This is a genomic window from Sphingopyxis sp. H073 (assembly GCF_001468395.1).
GTDB lineage: Bacteria > Pseudomonadota > Alphaproteobacteria > Sphingomonadales > Sphingomonadaceae > Sphingopyxis.
Window position 1 is genome coordinate 78810 of the sequence record NZ_LNSG01000012.1, and the last position, 13621, is coordinate 92430.

Sequence of the window (13621 nt, forward strand, 5' to 3'; positions counted from 1 at the left end):
TATGTCCGGATCACAGTGCCGATGGCCAAGAGAAAAGGATGGCATCATGAGTGACCAGTTGCGGCTCGATATTCCGCTTCTCCTCCCCGAAGTCGCCGATACCGCCGACCGCTGTGTCGCGCGCCTGATGGGCGAACTCGAAGGACGCGAAGGCGTCGACAAGGTCCATGTGGTCCGCTCAAGCGATGGTTCGCCGCCGCAGCTCTGCATCCATTACCGTCCGGATATTCTCCCGCTCGAACGCGTGCGGCAGCTCGCGCGCAGCGCCGGTGCCGAGCTCACTGACCAATATCAGCATCTCTTCTGGGACGACCTCGAAGGCGTCGGCCACGCCCGGCGCGCGCGGACGATCGGACTTAAGCTTCGCGAAATGCCGGGCGTGATCGAGGCCGAAGTCGGGGCCGCCGGCACGCTGCGCGCCGAGTTCCAGCGCTCGGAGACCTCCATCGAAACGATCAGAAAGACACTGTCGGATATGGGCGTCACACAGAAATCGACTGCCGTCGCCGCGGCTACCCCGGCACAACCCCCGCACCAACATGGCGATGATGGCCATGACCATGGACCGGATCATGCGCATGGGCCTGATCACAAACATGGCCACACGGGCGAGGACAGCCACGACCATGGCCATGATCATGGCGGCATTTTCGGCGAGCGGACCGAGCTGATCTTCGCGTTGCTGTGCGGTCTCGTGCTCGGCATCGGCTTTGCCATCGAGAAGCTGGCTGCGGCGCCGGAGTGGGTACCGCTCGCATTCTACATTGCCGCTTATGGTTTCGGCGGCTGGTTTACGGTCCGCGAGGCGATCGAGAATCTGAAGCTCAAGCGCTTCGAGATCGACACGCTGATGCTCGTCGCCGCTGCGGGCGCCGCAGCGCTCGGTGCGTGGGCCGAAGGCGCGCTGCTCCTTTTCCTCTTCAGCCTCGGTCATGCGCTCGAACATTATGCTATGGGCCGGGCCAAGCGCGCGATCGAGGCGCTCGCCGAGCTGGCGCCGCAGACCGCGATCGTGAAGGGGGCCGACGGCAGCACCCGCGAAGTGTCGGTCGAGCTTCTGCAGATCGGCGACACCGTGGTGGTCAAGCCCAACGAGCGGCTGCCCGCCGACGGCTTCGTCATCGTCGGACGCTCGGCGGTCAATCAGGCTCCGGTGACGGGCGAGAGCGTTCCGGTCGACAAGGAGCCGGTACCCGATCGCGCCGCTGCCGCCGCGAAGCCCGATGTGCTCGAGGCGAAATATCGCGTCTTCGCAGGCACGATCAACGGTCATGGCGCGATCGAGATCGCTGTGACGCGCCTCGCTGCCGATACCACGCTCGCCAAGGTCGTGAAGATGGTGAGCGAGGCGGAGACGCAGAAATCGCCAACCCAGCGCTTCACCGACAAGTTCGAGCGGATTTTCGTGCCGAGCGTGCTCGCGCTGGTGTTCGTCCTGCTCTTCGCCTGGGTCGTCGTCGACGAGCCTTTCCGCGACAGCTTCTATCGGGCGATGGCGGTCCTCGTCGCGGCAAGCCCGTGCGCGCTCGCCATTGCGACGCCGAGCGCCGTCCTGTCCGGCGTTGCGCGTGCGGCGCGCGGCGGCGTGCTGGTCAAAGGCGGCGGCCCGCTCGAAAATCTCGGCTCGCTGACTGCGCTCGCTTTCGACAAGACGGGCACGCTCACCGAGGGCAAGCCGCGCATCACCGATGTTCTGCCGGCAAGCGGCGTGCCGAAGGAGGAACTGCTGCGCATCGCGGTGGCCGTCGAACGGCTGAGCGACCATCCCCTTGCCGCTGCGATCGCGCGCGATGGCGAGGCCATGCTGACATCGGCGCGCGTACCGATCGCGGACGACCTCAACAGCCTGACGGGGCGCGGCGTCACGGCGAAGGTCGAGGGCGAGACCGTTCTGATCGGCAGGGCCGAAATGTTCGGTGCCGACGGCATCGCACCGATCGGGGGCGAAGTGGCGGCGGCGATCGCAGGCCTCCGCGAACAGGGCCGCACGACGATGGTGGTCCGCATGGGCGACCGCGATCTTGGCGCGATCGGCCTGATGGACACGCCGCGCGAAGCGGCGCGCACCGCGATCGCCAAACTCCGCGAACTCGGCATCGGCCGGATGATCATGATTTCGGGCGACCACCAGAAGGTCGCGGAATCGATTGCCGCAGAAGTCGGGATCGACGAGGCCTGGGGCGACCTTATGCCCGACCAGAAAGTCGATGCCATTCGCGACCTCAAGGCGCAGCAGCCGGTCGCCATGGTCGGCGACGGCGTCAATGACGCACCGGCGATGGCGAGCGCCACCGTCGGGATCGCGATGGGCGCCGCAGGGTCCGATGTCGCCCTCGAAACCGCCGACGTCGCGCTGATGGCCGATGACCTCGCTCATCTGCCGTTCGCGATCGGGCTCAGCCGCCAGACGCGCCGCATCATCCGCCAGAATCTGGTGGTCAGCCTCGGCGTCGTCGTGGTCCTCGTGCCGGCGACGATCTTCGGGCTCGGAATTGGTGCGGCGGTCGCGGCGCACGAAGGCTCGACCCTCGTCGTCGTCGCCAACGCGCTTCGCCTGCTCGCCTATCGCGATCGCAGCATGGGCTGAGGGCGCGCAGTCGCGGCGCGATCGAACCGGAAGGGGGAGAGAGGATGAACTTCAAGAATATCTCGGCCTGGTCCATCCGGAACCCGATCCCGCCGCTCGTCATGTTCTTCGGTCTGACGGTGGCGGGCATCGTCTCCTTCCTCATGATGGGGGTCCAGAGCGATCCCGACATCGATTTTCCGGGCGCCATCGTCATCATCGCCCAGCCGGGCGCCGCGCCGACCGAACTCGAAACGCAGGTCACGCAGCGCGTCGAGGCGGCGGTGCGGACGATCGAGGGGATCGACGAGCTCAATTCGACGGTTACCGAAGGCCAGTCTCAGACCTTCGTCCAGTTCGCGATCGGCACACCGATCGACCGGGCGGTGACCGATATCCGCGACAAGATCACCCAGATCCGCAGCAACCTGCCGAACGGCATCCTCGAACCGCAGGTCATCCGCCTGTCGACCTCGGGCAACACGCTTGCCTATTGGTCGGCCTCGGCCACCGACATGACGCTCGAGGAATTGAGCTGGTATGTCGATAATGTCGTCGCGAAGCGGCTGATCGCGGTCCCCGGTATGGGCGACGCCTACCGACGGGGCGGCGTCAGCCGCGAAATCCGGGTCATCCTCAACCCCGAGCGCATGCGTGCCTATGGTCTCACCGCCGCCGCGGTGAACACCCAGCTCGTCCAGCTCAACGTCAATGCGGCCGGCGGCCGGATGGAGGTCGCAGGCTCCGAGCAGGCGGTCCGCATCCTCGGCAACGCCAGCAGCGCCAACGCCCTCGGCGAGACGCTGATCTCGGTCGGAACGAACCGGACCGTGCGCCTCGCCGATATCGCCGAGGTCAAGGATCTCTACGCCGAGCAGCGCTCGGTCTCGAAGCAGGACGGGCGGCAGGTGCTGACCTTTGGGTTCGAGCGCGCCAAGGGCGCCTCGGATGTCACCGTTTACGACGCGGCGGTCGAGGAGCTGCGCAAGCTCGAGAAGGAGAATCCCAAGGTCAAATTCACCGAGCTGTTCAGCGATATCGAATATACCAAGGGCCAATATCATTCGGCGATCAATGCGATGGTCGAAGGCGCGATCCTCGCGGTCGTCGTCGTCTTCCTTTTCTTGCGCGACTGGCGGGCGACGCTGATCTCGGCGCTTGCCATCCCGCTGTCGGCGGTACCGACCTTCCTGTTCATGGACCTCATGGGCTTCTCGCTCAACATGATGACCTTGCTCGCGCTTAGCCTCGTTGCCGGCGTGTTGGTCGACGATGCGATCGTCGAGATCGAGAATATCGTGCGCCACATGCGGATGGGCAAATCGGCCTATCAGGCCTCGATCGACGCCGCCGACGAGATCGGCCTCGCGGTGCTCGCCACGACGATGACGATCGTCGCGGTGTTTCTGCCGGTCGGGCTGATGCCGGGCGTCGCCGGGCAATATTTCAAGAATTTCGGGCTGACGGTCGTGGCCGCGGTGCTGATGAGCCTCGCGGTCGCGCGCATGATCACGCCCATGCTCGCTGCCTATTTTCTCTCTGCGCAGGGCCCGCAAAAGCATGGCGAGGGCCCGCTGATCGACACCTATATGCGCATCTTGCGCTGGAGCCTCGATACCAGCGGGGCCGCTGCCGCGCGTGCGCGCGGCGGGCGCTGGAAATGGCTCGGCTATTTAAAGGACCATCGCATCTGGGTGGTCGGCATCGGCGTGCTGGCGCTGTTCGCGACCATCTTCAGCTTCTCGCTGCTTCCCATGACCTTCCAGCCGTCGATCGATTCCGATACGAGCCGCGTCGCCATCCAGCTCGCACCGGGTGCGACGCTCGAACAGACCGAGGCGGTGGCCGACGAAGTGACCGATCTCATGAAGCGCGATCCGCTCGTCGAATCCGCCTTGTCGCGGATCGATGTCGGCACGGCGACGGTCTATCTGAAACTGCGCAAGGACCGTGAGCTCACCTCCACCGAGTTCGAAAAGGACCGCGCGCCGCGGCTGGCGCAGGTTCCCGATGCCCGCATCAACTTCCAATCGCAGCATGGCGGTGGCGGCGGGAGCAGCCGTGACATCTCGATCACGCTAGGCAGCGACGACCCGAAGAAGCTCGAAGATATCGGCAACCGGCTGCTTGCCGAAATGGCCCGTGTGAAGGAGATTCGCTCGCCGCGTGTCGAAGGCAATCTCCAAAGGCCCGAGATCGTCATTCGCCCGCGCTTCGCGCTCGCGGCGCAGCTCGGCGTCACCACCCAGGCGCTCAGCCAGTCGATCCGCGTCGCGACGCTTGGCGAGATCGACCAGAACAGCGCCAAATTCTCGCTGTCCGACCGGCAGATACCGGTGCGCGTCGCGCTAGCGGAAACCGCGCGCGAGCGGCTCGATACACTGCGCAACATGCCGGTTCCGACCCGGAACGGGGGAACGGTGCCGCTTTCTGTCGTCGCAGAGATTGGCTTCGGCGCCGGCCCCACCCAGATCAATCGGACCAACCAGGTGCGCCAGCTCACCATAGGGGCCGACCTTGCTCCGGGTCTCGTGACCGGTCAGGCGATGGAGAAAGTCGAGGCGTTGCCGGCGCTGAAGACGTTACCCGCCGGGGTCGCCCGGCTGGTGCTCGGGAGTGCCAAATGGCAGGCCGAGATGCTGCGCAACTTCGCGATCGCGGTCGTTTCGGGGATATTCCTCGTGCTGGCGGTCCTGATCCTGCTCTATCGCAAGATCATCCCACCCTTCGTCAACATGGGCTCGCTTCTGCTCGCCCCCCTCGGCGGGGCGATCGCGTTGCTGCTGACGGGCTATCCGCTCTCGCTTCCCGTGTTCATCGGCGTGCTGATGCTGCTCGGTATCGTCGGCAAGAACAGCATCTTGCTGGTCGATTTCGCGATCGAGGAAATGGCGTCCGGGGTGCCGCGCGACGAGGCGATCGTCGACGCCGGACACAAGCGCGCGCAGCCGATCCTGATGACCACGGTCGCGATGGTCGCGGGCATGATCCCGACCGCGCTATCACTGACCGGCGACGGCGCATGGCGCGCGCCGATGGCGGTCACGGTGATCGGCGGGCTTATCCTTTCGACGATGCTGACGCTGCTGATCGTGCCGGCGTCCTTCAGCCTTGCGGCGGGCTTCGAACGCAGGATGGCACCGCGCCTGCGCCGCTGGTTCACCACGGGCGGCGCGCATGCCGACCCATCGCCTGCGGGCGTCACCGACATCGGCGCGGGGCAAAGCCCGGCGGCCGATCGATAGAGGAGTGAAGCTGATGGAGTTCGAGCGGGAGCATGACCTCCCCTATAGTGCGGAACAAATATGGGCGGTCCTCGGCGATTTCGACAATCACCGGATCTGGAACCCTTATGTCCGGATCGAGCGGCTTGCCGAGGACCCGGTCGCGATCCGCTATTCGATGCGCATGGATCCGCAAAAGCCCAAGTTTCTTGAAGTTTCCGCGGCGGTGCTCTCCGCGCGCCCCGGGGAAGAGCTGATACTCGACGTAAAGCCGAGCTTCATCCTCCAGTTTGAGGAAAGCTATATCCTGACGCCGACGGCAAGCGGGACGAAGTTCGTTCACCGCTATCGCTGCCGCGGGCCTTTTGCCTGGCTCCCGCTTCCCGGCCTCCGCACCAGCTTTCAAAGAATGCTCGCCTCGATCGACGGCATCCTGCTCAGCTACCTGAAGTCCAAATACAGCAAGCCGCAATCGCCGCCGCGACGGCCCAAGTCCAAGTTCAAAGGTGGTCGGCGATGACGAGCTTTCCGCTGCTGGCACCGCACAAATGGCGTCCGCTCGGCGTAGCTTGGGCAATTGCCTTCCTGTCGAGCCTAGCCGTCCTCTTCGTCGGCGAGGTCATGGGCCAAGTGCCGTGTGATCTCTGTTGGTTCCAGCGCGCCTTCATGTTCCCGCTCTCGATCATTCTCGGCATCGCAGCGTTCAAGTCGGACCGCGCCGTTGTTCCTTATGGACTGGCGCTGGCGGCCGGCGGTGCTCTCGTCGCATTCTATCACAGCTTGCTCTATGTCGGCGTCATTCCGGCTCCGATCGTCCCCTGCACCGGCGGCCCGTCATGCTCGGGAGAGAGCATGGCAGTCGGAGGCGTGCCGCTGCCCCTCCTGTCGCTGGCCGCCTTCGCGCTCATCCTGACCCTCTTGCTCAACTTCCAAAGGAGACTGAAATCATGAACCGTCGAATCGGAGTGATGGCCACGCTTGCCCTGTCGGCGCTCGCCTTTACCGGTGGCGCGATGCTCTACAGCGGGAGCGCCGAGGGCGAACCCACCAAGAAGGTCGTGGCGGGACCCGTCGACAGCCTCATTCGCCCGCACTCGCCGATCATTGGGCCGAAAAATGCCCCGGTCACGATCGTCGAATTCTTCGACCCGTCGTGCGAGGCCTGCCGTGCCTTCTATCCGACAGTCAAGGGTATCGTCGCCAAATATCCCAAGGATGTGCGTCTCGTGATGCGCTACCTGCCGCTGCACCCCGGTTCGGCCGAGGCGATCGTGATCCTCGAAGCCGCGCGTGTCCAGGGCAAGCTCGAGCCGGTGACGGCGGCGCTGCTTGAGGCGCAGCCCGACTGGCACGACGGCAAGATGGACGGCGCCTGGGCCGCGGCCGAGAAGGCCGGCCTCAATGTCGCGAAGGCGCGCGCGATGCCAACCGCCGATGCGATGGCGTGGATGGAGCAGGACATTGCCGACGCGCGCGCGGTCGGCGTCAAGGGCACCCCGACCTTCTTCGTCAATGGCGAGATGCTCGTCCAACCCAGCCCCGAACAGGTCGAGGCCCGAGTCCAGGCCGCGGTAGCGGCAAAGGGCAAATAAGACCCGCACCCGTCCCGCTTCGTCCACGCGGGACGGGTGCCTAGCATCCGTCGCGATGCTGCCTCACTCGCCATCGGCCCGTCGCATGGAGATGCCGGGTCACCGTCGAATCGGGGAAGAAAGAGCTAATATTCACAGCGCATTCAACGACGAAGGGGGAGTTTGAACGCCACGCAAAGGAGAGACTGACATGCGAAAACTGATGACGATCGCGGCCGCGATGCTCGCCTTCGCGCTCCCCGGAACGGCGCTTGCCCAGCACCATGGCGATCGCGGCGGATATAGCCGCGGCCATGATGCGCCGCGGGGCCATGATCGCGACTATCGTTCCAACCGGCACGACCGGCCCTATTATGGCAATGACCGGGGCTATCGCGGTTACGACCCCTATTATCGCGGAAACGACCGCCGCTATGAACGCCGGGACCGCTACGAGCGGCGCTACCAGAAGCGCCGGATGCACCACCACCACCGTGGGCGTCACTGGCGCGGTTAGCGGAATCCGCGCGCTGGGCGAGAGGCTACCGCCTCGCCCGGTAGATTGAGATCGAGCCGGTCGGTGTCGGGATGACCTTCACTTCCTCGACAGCCTCGAAACCCGCGGCTGTAAGGATTTCCGGGACGCAGCCCTTCGCGTTGGGTTCGGTATATTCGAACCCGTCGAGCAGCTGGATCTGTCGAAAAAGCATGCGCATCAGCAGCGAGCGCTGCTCGCCATAATCGGCTATGAAGAGAGTCCCGCCGGGCCTCAGGAGCCTGAACATCTGCGCGGCAATCGCCTTCTTCACGTCCATTGGGCACTGGTGGAGAACGAGGCTCGATACGATCTTGTCGCATTGCCGGAGTGCGTCGATGCCGTCCAGCTCGTCCCCCATGGCCTCGAACCATTGGATCTCGGCTTCGGCAACCTTAGCCTTGGCGCGTGCGATTTCCAGTACGGCGGGATCGGGATCGACCCCGAGGACCATGCTCTCCGGCGCCGCCTGCTTAAGGGCGATTGCAAACGTCCCCGTGCCGCACCCGATATCGACGATCCGCTCGCCCGGCTGCGGTTCGGCGAAGCACAGCAAGTCGCTTCGCCATCTTTTCTCTCTGGTCATGAGGGCTATGGCGGCATCATAGCGGTCGAGCGATCCGCTCTTGCCGAGTGCCGGGACGAAGTCTCTGTGTGCGTCTGACATGACGCCCCTCTACTAGGTGCCGTCACGCACCGGCTTGAACGGAGAGGCTATGGTTCGATGAAAAGGTCGCTTGCCCGAATACCGAACATGACCTTGATCGTGCGGGCGAAATGCGCGCTGTCGCTGAACCCCGCCATATGTGCGGCCTCGGTCGCGCTGCGGCGCCTTCCCAAAACGTCGAAGGCGATGATCAAGCGTCGCCAGAGCACAAATCGCTGGAAAGGCATGCCGATCTCGGCGGCAAAGAGATGCCGGAATCGGCCGAGCGAAAGGCGGCTCTCCTCCGCCACATCCGCGAGCCGGACAGAGCCCGTGGGGATCAGGCGGTCAATCGAGGCGGCGGCGCGGGTGATGCGCGGATCGAGCGGGGGGCGGGCGCCTCGCGTGAGCCAGTTTTTCCAGAATGACTGCTGTCCCGGCATCGCGACATGAATCGGATCGGAGCAAATCAGCCGGTTTTTCAGTTCTACCGGCGGACCGAAGCCCACTGTCGGCTCGACGAACCATAGTTCGGCTGCGGGCGCGGGAAGCAGCCGGTGTGCGGCATCGGGTTCGATGAGCAAGCAGCGCCCCGAAAGGCGCGCACCAACGGCGTCGACCACCGTGAGCGGCTCGGAACAAAACACTGCTTGCGCTGCAAAATGGCGGTGCGCGGCGGCATCGCCAACCGAACCCGACCAGAGAGCATGATAGTCGCCGAGGCTAAGTCGGCCGTTCCAGTTGGACGTGTCGGGCATCGGGTTTCGATAGCAGGCCTAACTCGTGTGCGTAACGGGCGCCGGGTAATCTCTCTGGCTCGGAGGCTCTTTTCGGGGGCCCCAGCACAGCCTGGGAGGAGCGCGCCGACCCCGTGATAATTACCCTCATCGACCGGGCGCTGTCTCGATCCGGCGATGCTGCCGACTGTTGTAACGATAGCCGATCCAGAGGACTGCAAGCGCGAGAAGCTGGAGCAACAACGGTTCGAGCGAAGGAAATATTCCCATCGCCGGGAAGCGAGGAAAATGGGCGAGCGGTGTGATGCCGAGGAGGCCGGCTTCCTGTAGCGCGCCCGCGCCCTTGCCGGCCAGGACAACTGCCAGAATCGCGATCAGTACAGAGCTGTAAGCGAAAAATTTTCCGATCGGCAGGACCCGGCTGTAACGAAGCATAACCCATGCGATTGCTGCGAGGATCACCAGCGCAGTTCCGGCTCCGGCGGCGATCGCGCCGCTACTGCCTTGCGTCGCCAGCGCGGTGAAAAACAGGATGGTCTCAAAGACCTCCCGGTAGACCACGAGGAATGCGAGCCCAAACAGAAACCAGGCCGAGCGGCGCGAAAGCGCCTTGCCCATTGCGTCACGAATATAGCGCTGCCAGCTATTGGCATGCGACTTGCCATGCATCCAGATGCCGACCCAGACCAGAACCACGGCGGCGAAGAGCGAGCCAAATCCCTCGGTCAGCTCCCTGTTCGCGCCGCTGACAGAGATTGCATAGGTTGCGACGGCCCAGGTCGCGCCGCCGGCGACCAACGCTGCGATCCAGCCGCCATGGACATAGGACAGAACTTCGGGCCGCTCGGCCTTCCGCAAGAAAGCGATCATCGCCACCACGATGAGCAGAGCTTCGAGCCCCTCGCGCAGCAATATGGTCAGCGCCCCGACAAAGGTTGATGCATCGCTCGCTGCATCGGGGGATAGCGCGGCCTCGGCATCGGCGAACAGGGCTTCGACCGTGGAGGCCTTGCCCGCAACCACGTCGACCGGCAAACCGCGCGCGATGGACACGCGATAGTCGGCCATCGCGGATTCTATCCGCGCCATCAGCGCAGAATCGCGCGTCGTCAGAATCGGCTCGACAGGTTCAAAACCGTCGAGATAGGCAGAGAGCGCGAGGCGCTCTGCTTCGTCTCGTTCTCCCTTGCGGTACGCGGCGACGCTTTGCACCAATTTGTCGCGTGCAACCGCAAGCTTTGCGGGCGACGCCGCGCTCAATGCCTTGGGGTTGGATCGCAAATAGGCCGTCAATGCGTCGGCCTGCTTCGTTCCGAGCGTGCGGCCAAGTGCTTCGGGGCTGAGACTTGTGAAGGCCTGCAGGTCTGGAACCAGCTTGCGAGCGGACGGAGTCTGGTCCCAGATTTGTTGGCCGGTCGAAACATCGCGAAAGGCAAAGCCGCCGGCATAGGCAGCGACCGCCCACCGGTCGTCTGAGGGCAGCTGGGCAAAACTCGGCATGGACGTACCCTCGAGCCCTTGGCCTATGACCTGATAGAGTGCGAACAGGCTGCGTTTGCGAGCGCGACCGATATCGGTGAAATCAATGGGTGCGGGATCGAGGCCCTTCGCCTGAGGTCCCTTGCCATCGCCGCGCGAGCCGTGACAGCTGGCGCAATTTTCCAGAAACACCTGGGCCCCACGCAGCGGATCGGGGGCTTTGCGCGGGGCGAGGGGCACCGGATAGGCTGCGAGCAGGTCCGCTGCGAGTCCGCGCGCGTTGCCGGCCACTTTCCCGGGGTCGGACTTCGATGCGATCGCCGCTTCGAGTTTCCCCGCTTCGGCGACAAGGCCAGCCCGTGCGGGTGACGCCGGGAGGGTCGCGATGCCTTTGCGCACGGTGGCCGAAAACTCGGTCATCTCGGCATATTCAACCGTGCTCGCCACTTCGCCGTTCGCGACGGCGCCGCCATAATCGACGGCGAGATAATCCAGCAGGCGCCAGATGGTCTGGACTTCGTCGGCAGCGCTGCGCGCCTCTGCCGTCTGCACGGTGAAGCCGCCGATGGTGGCCAGCAGGATCAGCAGGAAGCGAAAGCGGCGAGCGGTCTGCATCGGTCCTATTGTCCGGCCACAGTCGATAACTCTCGCAACTCGACACGAGCGCTGCGCAGAATCTCATAAGCCGAATGCAGGAAGAGCGCGGCGATGATGGCTGCAACCGCGAGGTCAGGCCAGGCCTGGCCGGTCCATGCGACGAGGCCAGCCGCGATGATCACCGCCACATTGGCGACCGCATCATTGCGGCTGAACAGCCATACCGCGCGGACATTGGCGTCGCCTTCGCGAAACCGCGAGAGGACTGCGGCCGAGGTGAGATTGACGAGCAGCGCAACGATGCCGATGCCGCCCATCAGTTCGGCTTCGGGCGGAACAGCGGTCAGCGCGCGCCATAGCGCGACCCCGATCACGCCGAGCCCGAGTGTCAGAAGAAACAGCCCTTGCGCAAAGGCGATGCGGGTCCGTGCCAGTGCTGTCCAGCCGATCGCCACCAGCCCCGCGAGCGTGATCGTGCCGTCGCCGATGAAGTCGAGCGAGTCGGCCTTCAGCGCCTGGCTGTTCGCGATAAAGCCGCCAACGATTTCGATCGCGCCGAACCCCAGATTGAGAAGCACGACAATCCACAAGGCGCGACGATAGGCTGGATCCTTTTCCGCGCGAACCGGGTCGCCCGTGCAGCCGCAGCCATCGCCACTTTCAGAACCTGCTGTCATCGCGTCTTCATCCCCGTGCCGCTGTCATGGCGTTCCATTTCACGCCTTCAACTCTGGACTGGGTCGCCCTATACAACCTCCAGTCACTGGAGGATCAAGAGATTTATGGCCAAGAGGCTCGCGATCGGCGACCTTGCCCGGCAGACCGGCACCAAGGTCAACACGATCCGCTTTTACGAGGATATCGGGCTCTTGCCCGAGGCGCTGCGCACCGCCTCAGGCCGGCGCAGCTATGAAGCGTCCGACGTTCGCCGCCTCGCCTTCATTCGCCACGGTCGGCAGCTGGGTTTTTCGATCCCCGAAATCCGTTCGCTGCTTGCGCTTTCGGACCAGCCCGACCGCGATTGCGGCGAGGCGGCGGCGATTGCTCGCGCGCATCTTGCCGATATCGGCATTCGCATCGCGCGGCTTGAAACCTTGCGGTCGGCCCTCACCGAGGTTGCGACCTCCTGCGAGGGCGGCCGGGCTGCGGAATGCCGGGTGATAGAGGCGATCGCGGGCACCGAACTGGCCGGGACAGGAATATGACCACGGGGGTTTCGCATGACGGTGGCGATGGCGTCCCAGCTTGGCGGTTCGCTGCGCCCCCTTCCGAGGCTTGCCGATCATGAAAGCCGACGCGCACGTTACTCGCGGTCCGGTCCGTGCATTTGCCGCCGGTGGCGTGATCGGCGTGCTCGGCGGGCTCATCGGCCTCGGTGGCGCGGAGTTCCGGCTACCGCTGCTTGTCGGGTTGTTCCGCTTTCCGCCGCTAGAGGCGATTATCCTGAACAAGGCGATGAGCCTAATCGTTGTGGCGACAGCGCTTATCTTTCGCAGCGGCACGATATCCTTCTCCGAGATCGGCGCTCACTGGCCGATCATCGTCAATCTTCTGACCGGCAGCATCGTGGGTGCCTGGTTCGGTGCTGGCTGGGCAACCCGGATCAGCGCGGGGGCGCTGCACCGGATTATCGGCATACTCCTTGTGCTGATTGCGCTGATTCTGGCTTTCGGTCACGACCTGACCGGGGGACACCCCATTTTTGGGGACGCCATGTTGCGCATTGCGGCCGGCGTCATCGCGGGCTTCGCGATCGGTATCGTCGCCTCCTTGCTCGGCGTCGCCGGGGGCGAGCTGTTGATCCCGACGCTGATCCTGTTGTTCGGGCTCGACGTGAAGCTTGCAGGCAGCCTGTCGCTTGCGATCAGCTTGCCGACGATGATTACGGGATTCGCACGCTACAGCCGCGACCGAAGTTTCTCGGTTATCGGCAGCCATCGCAATTTTGTGCTGATTATGGCGCTTGGTTCGATCGCCGGCGGCATGATCGGCGGGCTGCTGCTTGGCATTGTGCCGGAAAGGGTGCTGCTGCCGATGCTGGCGGCGATATTGATCCTGTCCGCGATGAAGATGCTGATGGCGAAGCCGCACTAGGGTCCAGGCGGCGGCCCCCACACTCGGACAGCGCCAGCCGTCATCGCCCCGGATGGAATGCGGGCGCCGGGATCGACCGACGCCCGCCACGACGGCGCTGCTGCTTTACGGCGCCTTGTCGAGCTTGGTGATCGTCCCGGCCTTACCGTTCCAGTCGAGCTCGAACGCGACC

Annotated in this window: 12 protein-coding genes; 8 read left to right on the top strand and 4 right to left on the bottom strand. The window is 64.5% G+C overall.

Annotation, left to right across the window (positions count from 1 at the left end; genetic code table 11):
- Positions 1-46 precede the first annotated feature (46 nt).
- The 6 genes from ATE64_RS18535 (at position 47) to ATE64_RS18560 (ending at position 7878) form a co-directional block, all read left to right on the top strand.
- Entirely contained in the window at positions 47-2587 is a 2541-nt protein-coding gene (locus tag ATE64_RS18535; protein ID WP_058455302.1) for a heavy metal translocating P-type ATPase, read from the top strand.
- Positions 2588-2631: 44 nt separating this feature from the next.
- Complete coding sequence (locus ATE64_RS18540) at positions 2632-5811, top strand: efflux RND transporter permease subunit (RefSeq protein WP_058455301.1); 3180 nt, start codon at positions 2632-2634, stop codon at positions 5809-5811.
- A 13-nt stretch (positions 5812-5824) separates the two neighbouring features.
- A complete protein-coding gene (locus ATE64_RS18545) occupies positions 5825-6310 on the top strand; it encodes an SRPBCC family protein (RefSeq protein ID WP_058455300.1) in 486 nt (161 codons plus the stop codon).
- Entirely contained in the window at positions 6307-6741 is a 435-nt protein-coding gene (locus tag ATE64_RS18550) for a disulfide bond formation protein B (protein WP_058455299.1), read from the top strand. Before ATE64_RS18545 ends, ATE64_RS18550 begins: the two co-directional genes overlap by 4 nt.
- Positions 6738-7382 carry a thioredoxin domain-containing protein gene (locus ATE64_RS18555; RefSeq protein ID WP_058455298.1) on the top strand — a complete coding sequence of 215 codons (645 nt, stop codon included), beginning with the start codon at positions 6738-6740 and terminating at the stop codon, positions 7380-7382. Before ATE64_RS18550 ends, ATE64_RS18555 begins: the two co-directional genes overlap by 4 nt.
- A 190-nt stretch (positions 7383-7572) precedes the next feature.
- A complete protein-coding gene (locus ATE64_RS18560; protein WP_058455297.1) occupies positions 7573-7878 on the top strand; it encodes a hypothetical protein in 306 nt (101 codons plus the stop codon).
- A gap of 25 nt (positions 7879-7903) precedes the next feature.
- On the opposite strand, the gene ATE64_RS18565 is transcribed toward ATE64_RS18560, so the two are convergent.
- The 4 genes from ATE64_RS18565 to ATE64_RS18580 all read right to left on the bottom strand — a co-directional run bounded on the left by ATE64_RS18565 (position 7904) and on the right by ATE64_RS18580 (position 12032).
- Positions 7904-8563 (bottom strand): class I SAM-dependent methyltransferase, encoded by a 660-nt coding sequence (locus ATE64_RS18565; RefSeq protein ID WP_058455296.1) that lies wholly within the window; start codon positions 8561-8563, stop codon positions 7904-7906.
- A 47-nt stretch (positions 8564-8610) separates the two neighbouring features.
- Positions 8611-9126, bottom strand: a complete 516-nt coding sequence (locus ATE64_RS18570) for an AraC family transcriptional regulator (protein ID WP_167541781.1) — start codon at positions 9124-9126, stop codon at positions 8611-8613.
- A 300-nt stretch (positions 9127-9426) separates the two neighbouring features.
- Positions 9427-11373, bottom strand: a complete 1947-nt coding sequence (locus ATE64_RS18575; RefSeq protein WP_058455294.1) for a cytochrome c/FTR1 family iron permease — start codon at positions 11371-11373, stop codon at positions 9427-9429.
- A gap of 5 nt (positions 11374-11378) precedes the next feature.
- The gene (locus tag ATE64_RS18580) at positions 11379-12032 is read right to left on the bottom strand and encodes a cation transporter (RefSeq protein WP_058455293.1); all 654 of its coding nucleotides are present in this window, start codon (positions 12030-12032) and stop codon (positions 11379-11381) included.
- Positions 12033-12137: 105 nt separating this feature from the next.
- On the opposite strand from ATE64_RS18580, the gene ATE64_RS18585 reads away from it, so the two are divergent.
- The gene (locus ATE64_RS18585) at positions 12138-12560 is read left to right on the top strand and encodes a helix-turn-helix domain-containing protein (protein ID WP_058455292.1); all 423 of its coding nucleotides are present in this window, start codon (positions 12138-12140) and stop codon (positions 12558-12560) included.
- Between the two features lie 79 nt (positions 12561-12639).
- Positions 12640-13449 (top strand): sulfite exporter TauE/SafE family protein, encoded by an 810-nt coding sequence (locus ATE64_RS18590; protein ID WP_058455291.1) that lies wholly within the window; start codon positions 12640-12642, stop codon positions 13447-13449.
- Positions 13450-13621 lie beyond the last annotated feature (172 nt).